The organism is Kitasatospora acidiphila (assembly GCF_006636205.1).
GTDB lineage: Bacteria > Actinomycetota > Actinomycetes > Streptomycetales > Streptomycetaceae > Kitasatospora > Kitasatospora acidiphila.
In genome coordinates this window covers 7,620,063-7,638,290 of the sequence record NZ_VIGB01000003.1, presented here as the reverse complement: position 1 = coordinate 7,638,290, position 18,228 = coordinate 7,620,063, and the positions used below count along the sequence as shown (strand labels likewise).

The following is an 18,228-nucleotide window of genomic DNA, read 5'->3' as shown; positions in this document are numbered from 1 at the left end:
CGACCGGGCTCGGCGTTGCGTCAACCGCACACGGTATCGACCGGGCGCGGTGTCGACCGACGCGGTTACGACACCGCGCGCAGCCTGCGCTTCTTCGGCGCCTGCTCGCCCAGCGCGGCCAGCAGCTGGTCCCGGGTCATCGACGAACGGCCCGGCACCTCGCGCTCGGTCGCCAGCCGATAGAGCTCGGCCTTGCTCAGCTGCGTCAGATCGCCCGCCGCTTCGGCGGGCGGCTCCTCGGCCTGCTGCGCGGGCGCGGCCGCCTTCTGCCCCGAGGCCTTCTTGCCGGCCGCCTTCGGTTCCTCCTGCTGGCCGCCGCTCTCCCCGGCCTGCTTGAGGCTGCGCTCCAGCACTGCCATCAGGTCCACCACATTGGTCGACTCCGGCGCCGGCTCGGCGACCACCACCTCCTTGCCTTCGAGCTTGGCCTCCACCAGTTCGCGGACCTGGGCGGTGTAGCTGTCGTGGTAGGAGTCCGGCTCCCAGTCGGTGCTGAGCGCGTCGATCAGCTGGCAGGCCACCGCCAGTTCCTTCTCCGAGGGCGTCACCGGCTGGTCCGGCAGGTTGTCGATCTCGCGGTGCGGATCGCGCACCTCGTCCGCGTAGTGCATGGTCTGCAGCACCAGCACGTCGCCCTCCACCCGGACCGCCGCCAGGTACTGCTTGCCGCGCATCACGAAGCTGGCGAGCCCGGCCCGGTTGGTCTCGGCGAGCGCCCGGTGCAGCAGCCCGTACACCTTGGCGTACTCGGCGCCGCGCGGCCCGAGGTAGTACGTCTTGTCGAAGTAGATCGGGTCGATCTGGCCCAGGTCGACGAAGCCGCTGATGTCGAGCGACTTGGACCGTCCGGGCGAGATCTGCTCCAGTTCCTCCGGCTCCACCACCACGTACTCGCCCTCGGCCAGCTCGTAGCCCTTGACGATGTCGCGGAAGCCGACCTCCTCGCCGGTGCGCTCGTTGACCCGCTGGTTGCGCACCCGGTCGGAGGTGCCGCGCTGGAGCTGCCGGAAGTGCACGGCATGGTCCTCGGTGGCCGAGTAGAGCCCCACCGGCACCGCGACCAGCCCGAAGCTGAGCGTGCCCGTCCAGATCGGTCTGGCCATCGCCGCCTACCTCCCTCGGCACCCCCTTCGGCTTCCCATGGTGCTCCCCGGTGTGCACTGGTGCCCACCGAGGTCCGGTAGACATGACCCCATGACCACCGACTCCGCCGCCGTGCTCCGCGGCGTCCGCGCCCTCGGCCCCTACTTCGCCGTCGAGACCGGTCCCGTCCCGCCGGACGGGTACCGGCCGCTGGGTGCGCTCTTCGCGACCGGGCCGGGCGCGCCGCTGGCGGTGCGGATCGGGGAGGTCGCCGGGAAGCTGCGCACGGCGGAGCCGCGGGTGGCCGCGTCAATCACCCATCTGGGGCTCGCCGCCCGCTTCTGGTCGGTCACGCTGGGCATGCTGGCGGTCGGCGGGCTGGTGCCGGAGTTCGATGCGGAGCGGGTGCACTGGCGGCAGCCGGCGGACGGTCCGCTGGAGCTGTGGCTGCCGGGCTCGGCCGCGCAGCCGGCCGGCCCCGCACCCGCCGAGGACGTGCACCGGGCCGCGGTCGCCGGTGCGCTCGCGCCGCTGGCCACCGCCGTGCAGGCGGTCGCCCCCGTCGCGGACGGGCTGCTCGCGGGCAACGCGGCGTCCGCACTGGTCGGCACGGTGCGGCAGATGCGCCGGCAGCTTCCCGCGCCCGACCATCGCCGGGTGGCCGCCGTGGCCGGCGAGCTGCTGGCGCGCGAGCCGCTGCTCGGGACCCTGCGGGGCGATTCGCTGCGGCGGAACAGCTGCTGCCTCTACTACCGGATCCCGGGCGGCGGCCTGTGCGGTGACTGCGTCTTCGACCGCGCGCCCGGGAGCGCCGTCAGCCCCGCTGCGGGGGTGCCGGGAACGTCTCGTCCCATACGCTGACCCGGTGACCGCTTCCCTCATCGATGACCTCGGCCACCCCGTCCCGCTGCGCGGCCCCGTGCGGCGGGTGGTGTCGCTGGTGCCCTCCCTCACCGAGGCGGTGGCCGTGACCGCGCCCGGCCTGCTGGTCGGCGCCACCGACTGGTGCAGTCACCCGGTGGGCCTGGAGGTCGCGCGGATCGGTGGCACCAAGAATCCGGATCTGGCGGCGGTTCAGGCGCTGCGGCCGGATCTGGTGATCGCCAATGAGGAGGAGAACCGGGCGCCCGACCTGGCCGCGCTGCGGGCGGCGGGGGTGCCGGTCCATGTCACCGAGGTGCGCTCACTCGACCAGGCGTTCCGCTCGCTGGACCGCCTGCTCACCGCGGCCTGCGGGCTGCCGCGGCCGGCCTGGCTGGCGCGGGCGGAGCGGGCCTGGGCACAGCTGCCGCCACCGACCGGTCCGGCGCGCCGGGCGGTGGTGCCGATCTGGCGGCGGCCGTGGATGGTGCTCGGCCGCGACACCTTCGCGGGCGATCTGCTGCGGCGGCTCGGGGTGCGGAATGCGTACGAGGCGCACCCGGACCGCTACCCGGCCATCAAGCTGCCCGAACTGCTGGCGGTCGAGCCGGAGTTGGTGGTGCTGCCGGACGAGCCGTACCGGTTCACGGCCAACGACGGTCCGGAGGCTTTCCCCGGCATCCCGGCCGCGCTGCTGAGCGGGCGCCATCTCACCTGGTACGGGCCGTCGTTGTTGGAGGCCCCGACCGTGCTGGGGGAACAACTCAGGCGGTGAGCCGCCGGCTCCGTTCCGCGTCGCCGACGCGCGGGCAGGTCAGGCAGGCCTCCGCGGGGCGGATCGCGTAGTACATGCAGCAGCCGGCTCGGGTCCTGGTCAACTCCCCGGCCGGCAACCGGCGGAAGCCCGCCGGGCCGTGCAGCGGGGCCGTGCCGCCGGGCAGCAGCTCGGCCGCCCGCGCGGCGGCGTGCTCCTCGCGGTCGAGCATCCGGCCCAGGTACCAGATGCCGGAGACCAGGTCGTCCGCCACCATGCCCCACAGGGCGCGCGGGCCGCGACGGGTGACGGCCTGGAAGGCGGCCACCGCCGGTTCGGCGAACTCGCCGATGGTGTCGCGCAGTCGGTCCGGCGAGCCGTCGGTCCGACAGCCCCCGGGCGGAAGGCGAGGTCACCGGTGGCCGGGTGCAGCCACACCTGGCCGGGGTGCAGCTCGGGCACCAGGTCGGCCAGGTACCACGGCCCGCCGGCCAGCAGGCAGGCCGACCAGAGGTAGTGGTGCAGCAGCCGGGAGGCGGCCACCCGGGCGGGCACCGCGCGGCCGTGGTCGGCCAGGATCCGGGCCGCCTCCCCCGCGACCAGCTCGTCGATCCGCGCCGCGAAGCCGTCGGCCCGCACCCAGCCCGGCCCGGGCGCCGTCTGAGGCCCGCTCAGCACCCGCATCCGCCACGCCGGAGCACAGGCCGCCAGCTGCTGGTACACGCCGGAGAGCACCGGGCACCACCCCTCCCATCGTCCATCGAATTAAGGTTAGCCTCACCTTACACTGACGCACCGTAGCCGCCGAAGGTGATTTGACGGACTTAGGTTTGCCTAACCTAAGATCGATCACGTGCTGAGAATCGAACTGCCGGCCACCGCGGCCCCGGCGCGGCGATCCCCGGCGGCCCGGCAGACCTTGCTGCTCGGCCTCGGGATCTGCCTGCTGCTGGTCTGCGTGGCCCTGAGCCTGGCCCTGGGATCGCGCGCCGTCCCGCTGTCGACCGTCGTCGACGCGCTGCTCGGCCACCACGCCGGAAGCGGGTCCGACGCCCAGGTGGTGACGGGCCTTCGGCTGCCGCGCACGGTGCTCGGCCTGGTGGTCGGCGCCGCGCTCGGGGTGGCCGGGGCCGTCGCCCAGGGCGTCACCCGCAATCCGCTGGCCTCGCCGACCACACTCGGCGTCAACGCCGGCGCGAGCTTCGCGGTGGTCACCGCGATCTACGCGCTGCAGCTCACCCGGCCGGTGGAGTACGTCTGGTTCGCGGTGGCCGGCGCGGGCCTGGCCGGGCTGGCGGCGCAGGCCATGGCCCGGCGGGCCGGCGAGCTGGATCCCACCCGGCTCGCGCTCGGCGGCACCGTGCTGACCGCGGTGCTCGCCTCCTGGACCTCCGCGCTGATGCTCCTCCGCCGCCGCACCCTGGACGAGGCGCGGTTCTGGCTGGCCGGCTCGCTCGACGGGCGCGGGCTCGAAGTCCTCACCCCTGTCTGGCCGCTGCTGCTGGTCGGATTGGTGCTGGCGGTGGCCGTGGCGCCCGCGCTCAACGCGCTCGCACTCGGCGAGGAGAGTGCGCAGGCACTCGGTGTGCCGGTGGCGCGGATCCGGACCGCCGCCGCACTGGCCGTGGTGCTGCTGGCCGCCGGCGCGGTCGCCATCGCCGGGCCGATCGCCTTCGTCGGGCTCGCCGCGCCGCACCTGGTCCGGCTGCTGCTCGGCGGCGACCAGCGGTGGCTGGTGCCCGGCTGCGCCGTCGCCGGACCGGTCCTGCTGCTGGCCGCCGATGTGCTGGGCCGACTGGTGGCCCGCCCCTCGGAGTTGGAGGTCGGCATCGTCACCGCGTTCCTCGGCGCACCGCTGCTGGCTGTACTGGCCCGGCGGGCCGCCCGGTGAACCGCCGCACAGCGGCCTGCTGCCTGACCGCACTGGTGCTGCTGCTGGCCGTCACCGCCACCGCGCTCAGCCTGGGCGAGGTCGCCATGTCGCCCGGCACCGCGCTGCGTGCGCTGTTCGGCTTCGGCCAGGGCGGCGATGTGCTGGTGGTGCGGGAGTTCCGGGCGCCCCGGGTGCTGGCGGCGCTGATCGCCGGTGCCGCGCTGGCGGTCTCCGGCCAGTTGCTGCAGCGGCTGTTCCGCAATCCGCTGGCCTCGCCCGATGTGATCGGGGTGACCGGTGGCGCCTCCTTCGGCGCGGTGCTGCTGCTCGCCCTGGGAGCCTCCCAACTCCTGGTGCCACTGGCCGCGTTGGGCGGCGGACTGGCGGCCGCCGGGCTGCTCGGCGCATTCGCCTGGCGGTCCCGGGCTGCGGTCGGCCGGCTGGTGCTGGTCGGGCTCGCGGTGCAGGCCGGGCTGGCGGCGGCGGTCAACCTGATGATCGTCCGCTTTCCGGCCGAACTCGCTTCCTCCGCACTGCAGTGGACCACCGGCTCGCTGTACGGCCGCACCTGGACCGAGATCCAGGTGGGCGGCGCCGCGGTCGCCGTGCTGCTGGTCGCGGTGCTGCTGCTGGACCGGCGGGTCGCGGTGCTGGACCTCGGCGACGAGTCGGCCGGCGGCCTGGGCCTGCGCCCGGACCGTGCCAGGCTCCAACTCCTACTGCTGTCCATCGCATTGGCCTCGCTGGCGGCGGCGCTCAGCGGCCCGGTCGGGTTCGTGGCGCTGGCCGTGCCGCACCTGGTGCGGCTGCTGGCCGGACCGCCGACTCCCGGCACCGTGCTGCTGAGCGCGCTCACCGGTGCGCTGCTGCTGCTCGGCGCCGATGTGGTGGTGCTGCATCTGCTGCCCGTCCAGGGCCTGCCGGTCGGCGCGGCCACCGCCACCCTGGGCGCCCCTTGGCTGCTCGTCCTGATGATCCGTCAAACCCGGAGCGCGCGTTGAGAAACGAACTGGCGACCAGCCGACTGACCCTGCGATACGGCGAACGAATCGTGGTCGACGGCCTGGACCTGGCCCTGCCCGGCGGCTCGATCACCGCCGTGGTCGGCCCCAACGCCTGCGGCAAGTCGACGCTGCTGCGCGGCCTGGCCCGGCTGCTCGACCCGACCGCGGGCACGGTCACCCTGGACGGCGCCGACCTGCACCGGATGCCCGCCCGCACGCTGGCCAAGCGGCTCGGCCTGCTGCCGCAGCAGCCCGTCACCCCCGAGGCGATCACCGTGGAGGGCCTGGTGCGGCTCGGACGCTATCCGCACCAGCGGCTGCTCAACCCGTGGTCGGCCGCCGACCAGCAGGCCGTGGAGCGCGCGCTGCACCGCACCGGCACCGCCGAACTGCGCGACCAGCCGGTGGACCGGCTCTCCGGCGGCCAGCGGCAGCGCGCCTGGATCGCGCTCACCCTGGCCCAGGACACCGAACTGCTGCTGCTGGACGAGCCCACCACCTTCCTGGACCTGCGCCACCAACTGGACGTCCTCGACCTGGTGGCCGACCTGCACCGCGAACTCGGCCGCACCGTCGTCATGGTGCTGCACGACCTCGGCCAGGCCGCCCGCTACGCCGACCACCTGGTCGTCCTGCACCAGGGCCGGCTGGCCGCCGCCGGACCGCCCGGCGAGGTGCTGGACGCCGAGCTGGTGGAGCGGGTCTTCGAGGTGCCCTGCCAAGTCGTCACCGACCCCGAGACCGGCACCCCGCTGGTCGTCCCCCGAGCCCGCCGGGCTCTCTGACCGATCCCCCACAAGGAAGAAGCACTCATGCACAAGCGCCTCCCCGCCGTTCTGCTCGCCGCCGCGGTCGGCACCGCCCTGCTCGCCGGCTGCGGCAGCAGCGGCGGCGCCAAGCCGACCACCGGCGCTGCCTCCGCCGTCGGGAACGACGCCGCCGCGAGCTTCCCCCGCAGCGTCCAGCACGCGATGGGCACCGCCGAGATCAAGAGCCGGCCGCAGCGCGTCGTGGTGCTGGACAGCGGCGAGTTGGACGATGCGACGCTGCTCGGCCTCACCCCGGTCGGCGCCGTCTCCCCGCACATGAAGACCGCCGGCGGCTTTCCCTCCTATCTGAAGGGCGAGTTGGGCGGCACCAAGGACGTCGGCCCGATGGCCGAGCCCAACCTGGAGCTGATCGCCTCGCTCAAGCCCGATCTGATCCTCTCCTCCAAGGTCCGCCACGAGAAGGTCTTCGACAAGCTCAACGCGATCGCCCCCACGGTCTTCGCCCAGACCACCGGCGCCCCCTGGAAGGACAATCTGACGCTCTACGCCAAGGCGCTCGGCAAGGAGGACGCGGCCCGGCAGGCGCTGGCCGACTACCAGGCGCGGGCCGCGAGGCTGGGCGAAGAGATCAAGGCGAAGAACGGCGGCACCATGCCGACCGCCTCCGTGGTGCGGTTCGTGGCCGGCCCGACCCGGCTCTACCAGAAGGACTCGTTCAGCGGCACCGTGCTCCAGGACGTCGGCCTGCGCCGCCCGGCCTCCCAGGACGTCAACTCCTCGATGCTGGACGTCAGTCCGGAGCAGATCGACAAGGCCGACGCCGACCTGGTGTTCGTCACCGTGGCCGACGACCCGACCAAGACCCAGCAGAGCCAGGTGCAGTCCACGCCGGTGTGGCAGAGCCTCAACGCCGTCAAGAACGGCAAGGTCTTCAACGTCCCGGACGAGACCTGGATGTCCGGCATCGGCATCCAGGCCGCCGACCAGATGCTGAACGACATCGCCAAGGCCGCCGGCGTCGACGTCCCCAAGTGACTGTCCGAAGTGCCCATCCCTATGCGTGAGGACGCCATGCGGCTCTATCTGCTCGCCCACAACCCCACCGACTCCGTCTCCCAGGGCTTCCTGCCGGCCGCCGTCCGGCTCGGCCTGGCGGTGACCGTGCTGACCGACGACCCGGCCGCGCACCGGCTCGCCTATGCCGAACTCGGCCTGCCGGCCGAGGTGCTGGCGTGCCGGGTCGGCGACTTCCGCGAGGTGGTCGCCGCCATCGCGGCCCACCACGACGGCCCGGCCGCCGTGTTCAGCAACAGCGACCACCTGCAGACCCAGGCCGCGCTGGCCGCCGAGTACTTCGGCCTGCCGGCCAAGGACTGGCGCGCCACCCTGTGTGCCAAGAACAAGGCCGAGCTGCGCCGCCGGCTGGCCGCCGCCGGCCTGGACACCGTGCGCAGCATCGAACTCACGGCCGACCAGGATCCCGCCGTTGTCGAACTCCCGCCGTTCCCCTGTGTGCTGAAGCCGCGCGAGGGGGTGGCCAGCGAGGATGTGGTGCTGGTCGCCGACCTGGCCGAACTGCTGGGCCGCTGCGCCGAGATCAGGGAGCGGCGACCCGGCGCCGTGCTGGTGGTCGAGGAGTTCCTGGTCGGGCAGCTGAACACGCTGGAGACACTGGGCGACGGGCGGGACCGGGTGGTGCTCGGCGGCTTCCGGACGCGACTGTCACCGCCGCCGCACTTCATCGAGGAGGTGCTGGAGTTCGTGCCGGCCCACCCCGCCGAGGTGACCGCGCAGGTCCTGGCCCAGCTGGACGCGATCGGCGTGGGACTGGGCGCCTGCCACACCGAGTTCGTGGTGCAGCCGGGCGGGCGGGCCCGGATCATCGAGGTCAACTACCGGGCGATCGGCGACCAGTGCGACCTGATGCTCCAGGAGATCCTGGGCATCCGGTACTTCGAGCAGGTGCTGCTGGTGCACCTCGGGGAGTCACTGCCGCGCGAGCTGGGGCTGCGCGGCGATCTGCGGGCCCGCAACGAGGTGGTCTGCGCCGACCGGGCCGGCACGCTGACCGCGGCACCCGGTCCGCAGGATGCGCGACTGGGCGAGATCCGGCTGCGCTACCGCCCACTGCGCGGGATCGGCGAGCGGCATCCGCGCTACCGGACCAACCGCGACTACCTGGGCGTGGTCTGGGCGATCGGCCCCGACCAGGGCGCCGTGGACCGGGCGGTCGCCGAGTTCATCGCCGCCAACCGCTGGGAGATCACGGCATGAGCGACACCGTCGAGCAGTTGACCCTGCGGGTGCTCAGCGCCCTGCTCCGCGAGGACGTGGCCGGGCTGCGCAGCCGCGGCAGGCTGACGCGCCGAGCGGACGGCCGCTGGCTGGTGCTGGTCGACGAGCGGATCGCGCTGCCCGTGGAGCCGGACGGCTTCCAGTGCGAACTGTGCGCCCGGCTACCGCTGTTGGAGGTCGACGGCGAGCCGTGCGGTGAACTCCCGGCGATCCTCGCCGCCTTCCGGGCACTCGCCGACCCCATGGATGCCACCGGATTCACCGAGTTCACCGAGGAGTGCCGCCAGACGCTTGCCACCATGCTGCTGCACGAGCGCCAGCTGCCGGTCGTGCTGGGCGAGTTGGTCGAGCGCTACGGCGACGACCCGGCCGCCTGGGAAGGCCCGCTGGCCAGTCTGGGCTTCGACACGCTCGCCGCCCATCTCGACCACCCGGTCTATCCGACCGCACGCGGCCGGGCCGGCCTCGACACCGGCGACCTGCTGCGCCACGCCCCGGAGTGCCACCCCTCCTTCGAGCTGCGCTGGTTGGCGCTGCCGGCCGAGGCGCTCACCGTGCACGGCAGCGCCCCGCTGCCCGGTTGGTGGCCGACGCCGGCCATGCTCGGCCTGCCGGAGCTGGACGGGAGCCATCTCACCATCCCCGTCCACCCGTTGTCGCTCGGCGCACCGCTGGCCGAGGCGCTGCGGGCCACCGGGCTGACCGAGCACGCGGTGCTCGCCGAGCACCCCCATCTGGCAGTGCGGCCGACCCTGTCGATGCGCACGGTCGCCGTCCTGGACGATCCGGCCTGCCACCTGAAGCTGCCGCTGGCCACCGCCACCCTGGGCCTGCGCAACCGGCGCACCATCAAGCCCGGCACCTTGCGGGACGGCGCCGCAGGTCAGCGGCTGCTGGCGCAGGTGATCGCCCGCGAGCCGCGGTTCGCCGACACGGTGCTGCTCGCCGACGAGCAGTGCTATGCGCACGCCGGCCATGAGCTGCTCGCGGTGCTGCTGCGGCGCTTCCCGCCCGCCCCGGAGTCGGTGGCGGTGCCACTGGCCGCGCTGCTTGCCGCCGAGCCGGGTGGCGCCCTGGTGATCGACCGGCTGGCCGACCGCTTCTACGGCGGTGACCCGGTGGCGCTCTATGACGCCCTGCTCACCCTGCTGCTCGACTGGCAGACCACGCTGTTCGCCCACGGCATCGCCCTGGAGTCGCACCAGCAGAACACCACACTGCTGCTGGACCGCGCCGACGGACGGACCAGGCTGCGGCTGCTGTACAAGGACAACGACGGGCCCAGGATCAACCGTTCGCGCTGCCGACTTCCGTTGAGCGATGAAGAGTTCGACGACGGCCGGATCTTCGCCGATGACGACCGGGCGCTGACCGACCTGTTCACCACCATCACCGGCCACCTGTGCACGGCCGCCCTCGCCTTCGGTCTGGCCGAGCACGGCCGGGCGCCACTGGACACCACCCTGGGCCTGCTGCGCAAGCGGCTCGGCGAGGCCGTCGAACGGCTCGGGCCGGTCGGCGAGCCGCTGCGAGCCGCGCTGCTGGACGCCGAACGCCTGCCGGTCAAGGCGATGGTGAGCGCGGGCAGCCTGTACAGCAAGGCCCGCAGCGGGGCGGCGGACATCAACAAGCACTACACCAGCGGCCCCAACTACCTGGCGGGCCGATGACGGTCACCGCTCCCCCCGAGCCGTCGACCCAGGCGCCCGCTGCGGGACTCTCGCGCCGCCAGGTGCAAGCGGTCGCGGGTTGCTACTTCGTGGCGTCGTTCGCCGCCCTGGGGCTGCCGCCCTATCTGACGGCCATCCTGCCCGGGCTCGGTGATCCGCACGGCCGCTGGGCCGGTCTGCTCTACATCGTGCCCACGGTGTTCAGCGCGCTCGGCGCCCTGCTCTGGGGGCGCCTCGGCGACCGGTTCGGCCGCAAGCGGCTGCTGCTCCGCGCCCAACTGGGACTCAGCGTCTCCTTCCTGCTGGCCGGGCTGGCCGACAGCCTGTGGGCGTTCACGCTGGCCCTGGTGCTGCAGGGCTTCCTCGGCGGCACCTTTGCCGCCACCAACGGCTATCTCGCCGCCGCCTTGGAGGGCCCGGGGCTGTCCAAGGCGCTCACCCTGATGCAGGGCGGCGCCCGAGCGGCGCTGGTGGCCGCGCCGATCCTGGTGGGGGCGCTCTCGCCCTGGCTGTCGCCGCACCGCCAGTATGTGGTGATGGCGCTGCTGCCGCTCACCGCGGCGGTGCTGCTCACCCGGCTGCCGGAGCCGGGCCGACTGGTCAGCGTGCCACCCAAGCGTTCCACCGGGACGCCGAGTTCGGCGTTGTGGGCGCTCTACGGCGCGGAGTTCGCCTTCGTCTTCGCCACCATCGTCTCGTTCCCCTATCTGATCGCCCTGGTGGAGCAGCGGGTCCCCGGCCTCAACTCCACCGTCGCGGGGCTGCTGTTCGCCCTGCCGCACCTGTGCTACCTGCTGCTCGCCTCCCGGGTGCACACCGCCGTGCTGCACCGGCCGCGGGCCGGGCTGGCGCTCGGGTTCGTGCTGGTCGCGGCCGGTCTGGCCGGGCACGCCCCGGCGCACAGCGTGGCGGCGTTCGCACTCACCCGCCTGGTGCTCGGGCTCGGCATGACCCTCGGGCTGGTCTGCCTGGCGGTGCTGGCCGCGGCCGCCGCACACGGCCGGGCGCCCGGGCAGATGTTCGGCACCCTCGAACTCGCCTCCAAGGGCGGCGCGGTGGCCGCCGGCGCGGTCGCCGCCCTGGTCAACTCCGCCTTCGGGCCCGGCGCCCCGGTGCTGATCGGCACCGCCGCAGCCCTCACCGCCGCACTCTGCTGCGCCCTTCGATCCCGTTCCCTCCCCCGCTCCGCCCCTTCCCCCAGCAACCCCGGGAGCCGCTGATGTCGCCCTCGTCCACCACCACCACCACCACCGCCGCTGTCACCGCCCTGCCCGGCGCCGACCTGGCCGTCACCCACACCCTGCTCAACTGCCTGCTCCGCGAGGTCTCCGGCCCCGAGCACCAGACCGCCGTCACCGACGGGCGGTTGCTGCTGCGCCTCCCGAGGCGCGGGGCGCTGCTGCGGGTGGCGCTGCGCCGCACCTCGCTGCTGGGCGCCCACCGGTTCGCCGGCCCGGTGGAGTTGGCGACCGGCGACGACTGGACGGCGCTCGGCTGGCGGGAGTTGGCCGAGCTGGTGCAGGCGGAGTTGACGCTGCGCACCGGTGTCGCCAACGACGAGTTCCTCGACCAGCTGGCCTCCAGCGCGCAGGGCGTCGGGGCCGCGCTGGCCGAGCGCCCGGCGCCCGGGGCGGACCGCTACCTGGAGTCGGAGCAGGCGCTGCTCTTCGGCCACCGCTTCCACCCGGCGCCCAAGTCCCGTTCGGCGCGCGGCGCCGATGGCACCACCTGGGCCGCCTACGCACCGGAGGCCCGCGCCGCGTTCCCGCTGCGGTATCTGGCGGTGCGCGAGGAGCTGATCGCCGAGCGCAGCGTCGACCCGGCGGCCACGGCCGTACTGGACGGACTGCGCGAGGTGCCGGCCGGCTACCGGCTGCTGCCCGCACACCCGTGGCAGTACCAGCTGCTCTCCGACAACCCCGCCCTGCGCGCCGCCCTGGATCGCGGCGATGTGCTCGATCTGGGCACCAGTGGCCCCGAGTTCGCCGCCACCGCCTCGGTGCGCACCCTGCACGGCGCCGGCGCGTTCCTCAAGTTCAGCCTGAACGTCAGGATCACCAACTGCCTGCGGAAGAACGCCGCCTACGAGCTGACCGGCGCGGTCGCCATGACCGAGCTGCTGGCGCCCGCGCTGGACGAGCTGGGCGCCCGCTTCCCGGCCGCGGCCATGCTGCGTGAGCCCGCCTTCCGCACGCTGGCCCTTCCCGACGACCCGTCGGGTGCCCTCTTCGAGGGCTTCGGCCTGATCGTCCGGGAGGACCTCTCGGCCCGGCTCCGGCCCGGCCTGACCGCGCTGCTGGCCGCCGCCGTGGCGGACGAGTATCCGACCAGCTCGGCGCAGTTCGCCCGGCTGCTCCCGGACGCCGGTCCGGCCGAGCTGCTCTGCTGGTGGGGCGACTACCTCCGGCTGCTGCTCCCACCGGTGCTGGCCGCCTATTTCGACCACGGCGTGGTGCTGGAGCCGCATCTGCAGAACGTACTGATCGGCGTCGACGCCGGCGGCCGCCCCAGGCAGGTGCTGTTCCGCGACCTGGAGGGGACCAAGCTGCTGCCCGAGCACCATGCCGCGCTGCTCGCCGGTCTGCCGCCGGAGGTGGCCGGGCCGATGACCTATGACGCGCAGCGCGGTTGGGACCGGGTGGTGTACTGCCTGCTGGTCAACCACGTGGCCGAGCTGCTCGCCGTGATCGCCGACCAGTGCCCCGCGCTGGAGCCGCGGCTGTGGGACGAAGTACGCATCGTGCTGCGGGAGTACGCCGACGCGCACGGCTGCCCGCCCCGGCTGCGCGGCCTGCTGGCCGGAGTGCCGCTGCCCGCGAAGGCCAATCTACTGACCCGTTGGGAGCGCAAGGCCGATCGGGCGGCCGGATACGTGCGCCTGGCCTCGCCGTTGGCCGCCGATGTCATCGATCAGGCCGGCCGCACCCACAGCTTGCACACTTCGCACAACTCGCCCAAGGAGGAGTCCCGTTGACCCCCACCGCGCTGGAGCGCGCCGCCGCGCTGCCCGTCGACGCGCTGCCGGCCTACCTCTACGACCTCAGCGCGCTGCGCGCCCACGCCGCCGCGATCCGGGCCGCGCTGCCGGCTCGGGTCGAGTTCCACTACGCCGCCAAGGCCAACCCCGACCCGGCGCTGCTGACTGCGCTGCGGGAGTACGTGGACGGCTACGAGGTCTCCTCGGGCGGCGAGTTGGCGCACGTCCGGGCGACCGTGCCGGATGCGCCGCTGGCGTTCGGCGGCCCGGGCAAGACCGACCAGGAACTGACGGCCGCGCTCGCCGCCGGGGTGCACCGCTGGCATGTGGAGAGCGTGGCGGAACTGCACCGGCTCGCGGCGCGGCGGCCGGCCGGCGGCCTGGACATCCTGCTGCGGGTCAACCTGCCGGTGGCAGGCAGAGCCCTGGACGCGGTGCCGCTGGCGATGGGCGGCCGGCCGACCCCGTTCGGGCTGGACCCGGCGGACTTGGACGAGTGCCTGCGCCTGCTCGCCACCGAGCCGTTCACCGGCCTGCGGCTGCGCGGCTTCCATGCGCACCTGGCCAGCGGGCTGGACGCGTTGGCCCTGGTGGCGCTGGCCGAGCGCATCGTCGACTGGGCGGCGCGGAAGGCAGCCGGCCACGGGTTGGCGATCGACGAGGTCAACATCGGCGGCGGCATGGCGGTGGACTACACGGACCCGGCCGCCCGGTTCGACTGGACCGGTTACGGAGCGGGGCTGGCCCGGCTGCTGGACCGCCACCCCGGGCTGCGGCTGCGGATCGAGCCCGGGCGGGCGGTCACCGCGTACTGCGGCTGGTACGCCACGGAGGTGCTGGAGGTGAAGCGCAGTCACGGCGAACCGTTCGCGGTGGTCCGGGGCGGCACCCACCATCTGCGCACGCCGGCCACCCGCGGCCACAGCCAGCCCTTCACCGTGCTGCCGGTCGCCGACTGGCAGCAGCCGTGGCCCCGGGGCGAGGTGGCGGGCGAGCGGGTGAGCCTGTGCGGGCAGCTGTGCACGCCCAAGGACGCGCTGGCGCAGCGGGTACCGGTCGACCGGCTGCGCACCGGGGACCGGGTGGTCTTCGGGATGGCGGGCGCCTACGCCTGGAACATCTCGCACCACGACTTCCTGATGCACCGTCAACCGACGTTCCACCTGATCCCCTAGTGCGCGCCCGCACCGTGAGGATAGGCTAGCCTTCCTTAGGCTGCCCTTGCCTGCTGGTCTCGGGCGGCTTTCCGTGCGCCGCCATGACCAGTCCCGGTCGGACACCGTTATAGGGGCGGAGCCATGCCCACACCGAGGACCAGACCGTGCCCGTACCCATTCCCGGCAGCGACATCGCGCAGCACGCCGCGGTGTACTGCTGGCCGAGCAGCCCGTCCCGAGCGGCCGCGGCCGACACCGCGCGCGACCGGCGGGCGGCGCTGGACGCCCAACTGGGCCTGGCCTATGAGCAGGCCGCCGCACTGGGGCTCACCGTGACCGGCGGCCTGGTCTTCACCGACCCCCGGCCACCCGCCGGCCTCGACGCCAACGCCCGCCCGACCCCGGGCTGGCATGGCCTGCTGGCCGCGGTGCGACGACGGGAGGTGCGGCGGCTACTGCTGCCGCAGGCCGAGCAATTGCAGCGCCACGCCTGCGCGTTCGCCGAACTGCTGCGGCTGGCCGCCGAGTACGACCTGCGACTGCACGGCCACCCCAGGGACTTGAACGACCCCGAGGTGCGCAAGGAGCTGCTGGAGCGGGCCGAACGCGCCTCCCGGGCCGCACGGGAGGCCTCGACGCGGGCTCGTCGGGCCCACCGGCAGGCGGCGGCCGAGGGGCGCACGCACGGCGGCGGGCTGCGGCGGTTCGGCTATGCGACCGGGATGACCGCACTGGTCGAGGAGGAGGCCGAGGTGGTCCGGGAGGTGTTCGCGCGGTTCCTGGCCGGCGAGTCCCTCCGCGCCCTGGCAGTGGATCTGAATGACCGTCAAATCGCCACCGCCTACGGCAATCGGTGGACGGTCAGCGGGGTCGGCCGACTCCTGGAGGCGCCGCGCTACGCCGGCCTGCGGGTGCTCGACGGCACCATCGTCCATGCCCCGGACGGCAGTTACGTGACGGCCGACTGGCTGCCCTGCGTCAGCGTCGCCGACTGGGAGGCGGTGCAGCTGCTGCGCAACGACCGGGCGCGGGCCCGGGCCGCCAACCGCCGGCCGCGCCGCGAGTATCCGCTGACCTCGCTGCTGCGCTGCACCCGGTGCGAGCGGCACATGGTGGGCTCCGCGATCGGCGGCTATCCCACCTATGCCTGCACCTCCAACAGCAGCCTGGAGGCCGAGCACTGCTCGCGGCACATCGCCGCCGAGTCGTTGGAGGCGCATGTCGCCGAGCGGGCCATCGCCCTGCTGGAGGCGCAGTCGGCGCCGGTGCTGGACGGTGTGCCGGTCGGGCAGGCCGCCCGGTTCGGCTGGTCCCGGCTGACCCCGGGCCGCCGGGCCGCCGTGTTCCGGCACTTCTTCGCCAGCATCCGCATCTCGGCGTCGTCCACCAGCCGCAGCGTCTTCGACCCGAGCCGCATCGAGCTCCTCCCCCGCCGGCACCCCGCCGGTTAGTCCCAGCTACCGTTGCTGCCCGGCGGCCGCGCTGTGGATCATCGCGGTCGGTGCCGCACTGGCCGGCCTGATCGCCCAACTGGCTGGGGTACAGGCAGCGTTGTGGGTGGGCGGAGTACTGCTGGCGACGGCCTTCCTGCCGGTCTACGGCTCCCCCGTGCGGAGCCGTCGCGAACTCCCGGCCGAGCCGCTGCCGTCCACCCTGATCCGCAAGCCCGCCCCGCTCGGCGCGCACGGGCCCGGAAGGCCCGGCAGCCGGCTCAGTCCGCGACCTTGACCAGCATCTTGCCGGTGTTCTCGCCGCGGAACAGGCCCAGGAACGCCTCGACCGACCGGTCGAAGCCCTCGACCACGGTCTCCTCGGGGACCACCCGGCCGCTGGCGAGGTGCGGGGCCAGGAACTCGTACAGCTCGGGCAGCGCGTCCATGTGCTGGCGGACCAGGAAGCCCTCCATCCGCAGCGCCTTGAGGTTCACCTCGAAGAGGTTGCGCGGCGCGGCCGGCGCCTCGGTGGAGTTGTACTGCGCGATCGCGCCGGACCAGGCGATCCGCCCGTTCTCCCGCAGCCGCTCGATGGCGGCCTCCAGGTGGTCGCCGCCGACGTTGTCGAGGTAGGCGTCCAGGCCGTCCGGCGCGGCGGCGCGCAGCTGCTCCATGACCGGACCGTCGTGGTAGTCGAACGCGACGTCGTAGCCGAGCCGTTCGGTGGCCAGCTTCACCTTGGCCGGCGAGCCGGCGCTGCCGATCACCCGGCCGGCGCCGATCAGCTTGGCGAGCTGCCCGGCGGCACTGCCGACGCCACCGGCCGCAGCGGAGACGAAGATCGACTCGCCGGGCTGCAGACGGGCGATCCTGGTGAGCCCTACCCAGGCCGTCAGTCCGGTGCCGCCGAAAGCGCTCAGGTGGGCGCTCAGCGGCACTCCGGCCAGGTCGGGGATCCGGCGGGTCTCGTCCGGGGTGACCACGGCGTGGGTGCGCCAGGCCTTGCGGTGGCCGACGATCTCACCGACCGCCAGGGCGGGCGTCCGCGACTCGATCACCCGGCCCAGCGAGCGGCCCTCCAGCGGTGCGTCGAGTGCCCAGTGGCCCTCGGCGACCGGTCCCTCGTCCATCGCCTGGCGCATGTAGGGGTCGACCGAGAAGTACAGGTTCTCCACGAGGGCGGTGCCCTCGGCGAGCGGTGCCAGCTCCTCGGTGACGAAGGCGAAGTTCTCGGCCGTGGGCGCACCCTGCGGGCGGGAGACCTGGTGAACGGCGTGGATGGTGCGGGTCATGGCCCTACTCCTCGAACAGGTGATCTGGTGTGAGAAGTACGTTAGAGAACCCGAATGCGCTGGTGGCAGCCCTCGCCATCGATGGATGGGCGTTTTCCATAAAGATCGTTCATGGAAGACTGAGCCCATGACCGATCTCGCTCCGCAGGAGCTGCGCGTGCTCGTCGCCGTCGAGCGCGAGCGGAGCTTCACCGCCGCCGCGGCCGCGCTCGGCATGACGCAGTCTGCCGTCTCCCATGCCGTGCGCGCCGGTGAGCGCAAGCTCGGCGCGGTGCTCTTCGAGCGCGGCCGCAGCGGCGCCACGCCCACCGCGGCCGGCACCCGGGTGGTGGCCCAGGCCCGGCAGGTGCTGCGGCTGCTGGAGCTGATGCGCACCGAGGCGCGCGAGGGCGAGCCGGAGCGGGTGGCCGGCCCGGTGCGGATCGCCGCGTTCCGCAGCGTCGCCGCGCAGTTGCTGCCGACCGTGCTGGCGCGGCTGGCCGAGCGGCATCCCGAGCTCAGCCCGCAGGTGCGGATCGTCCGCGAGATCGGGCGGGGCACGGCGGGCGAGGTGGCGGACGGCCATGCCGACCTGGGGCTGGCCACCATGGACGAGACCACGACGCGGCCCGGGCTGGTCGCGGTGCCGCTGTTCGCGGAGAGCTACGCACTGGCCCACCCGGTCGGGCATCCGGCGCCGCGCACCCTGCCGCTGGTCGACTGGGACGAGAACTGCGGCTCCTACACCAGGAGTTGGTGGCATGGGCAGGACTGGATCCCGCAGGCCACGATCAATGTCGCCGATGACACGGTGGTGCTCTCCCTGGTCGCCCAGGGCATCGGCATGGCGATCATGCCGCGGCTCGCGCTGCTCGGCGCCCCGGACGGGCTGGCCGTGACCGACTTGGGGCCCGAGCCGCCGAGCCGGCTGGTGGGCTACGTCAGCACGCCCGCGCTGGCCCGAACGGCCACGGTGCGGGCGGTGATTCGCGAACTGCGGGCCGTGCCGCTACCGCCCGGCCTGACGCCCAAGCGGCAGGGCGGTTGACCCTTCTCCGCTCCGGTGGCAAGTGGCGAACG

The 18,228-nt window shown here is 73.7% G+C and carries 17 protein-coding genes; 14 read left to right on the top strand and 3 right to left on the bottom strand.

Features of this window, described 5'->3' with window-relative positions:
- Positions 1-65: 65 nt before the first annotated feature.
- The gene (gene ku, locus E6W39_RS36025; protein ID WP_141637031.1) at positions 66-1,103 is read right to left on the bottom strand and encodes a non-homologous end joining protein Ku; all 1,038 of its coding nucleotides are present in this window, start codon (positions 1,101-1,103) and stop codon (positions 66-68) included.
- A gap of 91 nt (positions 1,104-1,194) precedes the next feature.
- On the opposite strand from ku, the gene E6W39_RS36020 reads away from it, so the two are divergent.
- Complete coding sequence (locus E6W39_RS36020; protein ID WP_141637030.1) at positions 1,195-1,944, top strand: (2Fe-2S)-binding protein; 750 nt, start codon at positions 1,195-1,197, stop codon at positions 1,942-1,944.
- Between the two features lie 4 nt (positions 1,945-1,948).
- Positions 1,949-2,719 (top strand): helical backbone metal receptor, encoded by a 771-nt coding sequence (locus E6W39_RS36015; protein ID WP_228718551.1) that lies wholly within the window; start codon positions 1,949-1,951, stop codon positions 2,717-2,719.
- On the opposite strand, the gene E6W39_RS36010 is transcribed toward E6W39_RS36015, so the two are convergent.
- Complete coding sequence (locus tag E6W39_RS36010; protein ID WP_141637029.1) at positions 2,709-3,026, bottom strand: (2Fe-2S)-binding protein; 318 nt, start codon at positions 3,024-3,026, stop codon at positions 2,709-2,711. The two genes, E6W39_RS36015 and E6W39_RS36010, sit on opposite strands and share 11 nt — an antisense overlap.
- A gap of 534 nt (positions 3,027-3,560) precedes the next feature.
- On the opposite strand from E6W39_RS36010, the gene E6W39_RS36005 reads away from it, so the two are divergent.
- The 11 genes from E6W39_RS36005 to E6W39_RS40010 all read left to right on the top strand — a co-directional run bounded on the left by E6W39_RS36005 (position 3,561) and on the right by E6W39_RS40010 (position 16,172).
- Complete coding sequence (locus tag E6W39_RS36005) at positions 3,561-4,589, top strand: FecCD family ABC transporter permease (RefSeq protein WP_228718772.1); 1,029 nt, start codon at positions 3,561-3,563, stop codon at positions 4,587-4,589.
- Positions 4,586-5,572 (top strand): FecCD family ABC transporter permease, encoded by a 987-nt coding sequence (locus E6W39_RS36000; protein ID WP_141637028.1) that lies wholly within the window; start codon positions 4,586-4,588, stop codon positions 5,570-5,572. Before E6W39_RS36005 ends, E6W39_RS36000 begins: the two co-directional genes overlap by 4 nt.
- On the top strand, positions 5,569-6,360 hold the full coding sequence (locus E6W39_RS35995) for an ABC transporter ATP-binding protein (RefSeq protein WP_141637027.1): 792 nt from the start codon (positions 5,569-5,571) through the stop codon (positions 6,358-6,360). The genes E6W39_RS36000 and E6W39_RS35995 overlap by 4 nt, the downstream gene beginning before the upstream one ends.
- Positions 6,361-6,387: 27 nt before the next feature.
- Positions 6,388-7,380 (top strand): ABC transporter substrate-binding protein, encoded by a 993-nt coding sequence (locus tag E6W39_RS35990; protein ID WP_141637026.1) that lies wholly within the window; start codon positions 6,388-6,390, stop codon positions 7,378-7,380.
- Between the two features lie 36 nt (positions 7,381-7,416).
- A complete protein-coding gene (locus E6W39_RS35985) occupies positions 7,417-8,619 on the top strand; it encodes an ATP-grasp domain-containing protein (RefSeq protein ID WP_141638159.1) in 1,203 nt (400 codons plus the stop codon).
- Positions 8,616-10,310: an IucA/IucC family protein gene (locus E6W39_RS35980; protein WP_141637025.1), complete on the top strand. Its 1,695-nt coding sequence runs from the start codon at positions 8,616-8,618 to the stop codon at positions 10,308-10,310. The genes E6W39_RS35985 and E6W39_RS35980 overlap by 4 nt, the downstream gene beginning before the upstream one ends.
- Positions 10,307-11,530 (top strand): MFS transporter, encoded by a 1,224-nt coding sequence (locus tag E6W39_RS35975; protein WP_141637024.1) that lies wholly within the window; start codon positions 10,307-10,309, stop codon positions 11,528-11,530. The genes E6W39_RS35980 and E6W39_RS35975 overlap by 4 nt, the downstream gene beginning before the upstream one ends.
- A complete protein-coding gene (locus E6W39_RS35970; RefSeq protein ID WP_141637023.1) occupies positions 11,530-13,284 on the top strand; it encodes an IucA/IucC family protein in 1,755 nt (584 codons plus the stop codon). Before E6W39_RS35975 ends, E6W39_RS35970 begins: the two co-directional genes overlap by 1 nt.
- Positions 13,281-14,462 (top strand): type III PLP-dependent enzyme, encoded by a 1,182-nt coding sequence (locus E6W39_RS35965; protein WP_141637022.1) that lies wholly within the window; start codon positions 13,281-13,283, stop codon positions 14,460-14,462. Before E6W39_RS35970 ends, E6W39_RS35965 begins: the two co-directional genes overlap by 4 nt.
- 146 nt (positions 14,463-14,608) lie before the next feature.
- On the top strand, positions 14,609-15,895 hold the full coding sequence (locus E6W39_RS35960) for a recombinase family protein (protein WP_141637021.1): 1,287 nt from the start codon (positions 14,609-14,611) through the stop codon (positions 15,893-15,895).
- Positions 15,896-16,001: 106 nt separating this feature from the next.
- A complete protein-coding gene (locus tag E6W39_RS40010) occupies positions 16,002-16,172 on the top strand; it encodes a hypothetical protein (protein ID WP_181799600.1) in 171 nt (56 codons plus the stop codon).
- On the opposite strand, the gene E6W39_RS35950 is transcribed toward E6W39_RS40010, so the two are convergent.
- Complete coding sequence (locus E6W39_RS35950) at positions 16,156-17,169, bottom strand: NADP-dependent oxidoreductase (RefSeq protein ID WP_141637020.1); 1,014 nt, start codon at positions 17,167-17,169, stop codon at positions 16,156-16,158. The two genes, E6W39_RS40010 and E6W39_RS35950, sit on opposite strands and share 17 nt — an antisense overlap.
- 127 nt (positions 17,170-17,296) lie before the next feature.
- Between E6W39_RS35950 and E6W39_RS35945 the strand changes: the two genes are divergently transcribed.
- Positions 17,297-18,196, top strand: a complete 900-nt coding sequence (locus tag E6W39_RS35945; RefSeq protein WP_141637019.1) for a LysR family transcriptional regulator — start codon at positions 17,297-17,299, stop codon at positions 18,194-18,196.
- Positions 18,197-18,228 lie beyond the last annotated feature (32 nt).

What these genes read in the sequence shown, in the direction of transcription:
- ku (WP_141637031.1), bottom strand. Translation starts at nt 1,103, where the DNA reads ATGGCCAGACCGATCTGGACGGGCACGCTCAGCTTCGGGCTGGTCGCG.
- E6W39_RS35970 (WP_141637023.1), top strand. Translation starts at nt 11,530, where the DNA reads ATGTCGCCCTCGTCCACCACCACCACCACCACCGCCGCTGTCACCGCC.
- E6W39_RS35980 (WP_141637025.1), top strand. Translation starts at nt 8,616, where the DNA reads ATGAGCGACACCGTCGAGCAGTTGACCCTGCGGGTGCTCAGCGCCCTG.
- E6W39_RS35985 (WP_141638159.1), top strand. Translation starts at nt 7,417, where the DNA reads ATGCGGCTCTATCTGCTCGCCCACAACCCCACCGACTCCGTCTCCCAG.
- E6W39_RS36020 (WP_141637030.1), top strand. Translation starts at nt 1,195, where the DNA reads ATGACCACCGACTCCGCCGCCGTGCTCCGCGGCGTCCGCGCCCTCGGC.
- E6W39_RS35975 (WP_141637024.1), top strand. Translation starts at nt 10,307, where the DNA reads ATGACGGTCACCGCTCCCCCCGAGCCGTCGACCCAGGCGCCCGCTGCG.
- E6W39_RS35950 (WP_141637020.1), bottom strand. Translation starts at nt 17,169, where the DNA reads ATGACCCGCACCATCCACGCCGTTCACCAGGTCTCCCGCCCGCAGGGT.
- E6W39_RS35945 (WP_141637019.1), top strand. Translation starts at nt 17,297, where the DNA reads ATGACCGATCTCGCTCCGCAGGAGCTGCGCGTGCTCGTCGCCGTCGAG.
- E6W39_RS35990 (WP_141637026.1), top strand. Translation starts at nt 6,388, where the DNA reads ATGCACAAGCGCCTCCCCGCCGTTCTGCTCGCCGCCGCGGTCGGCACC.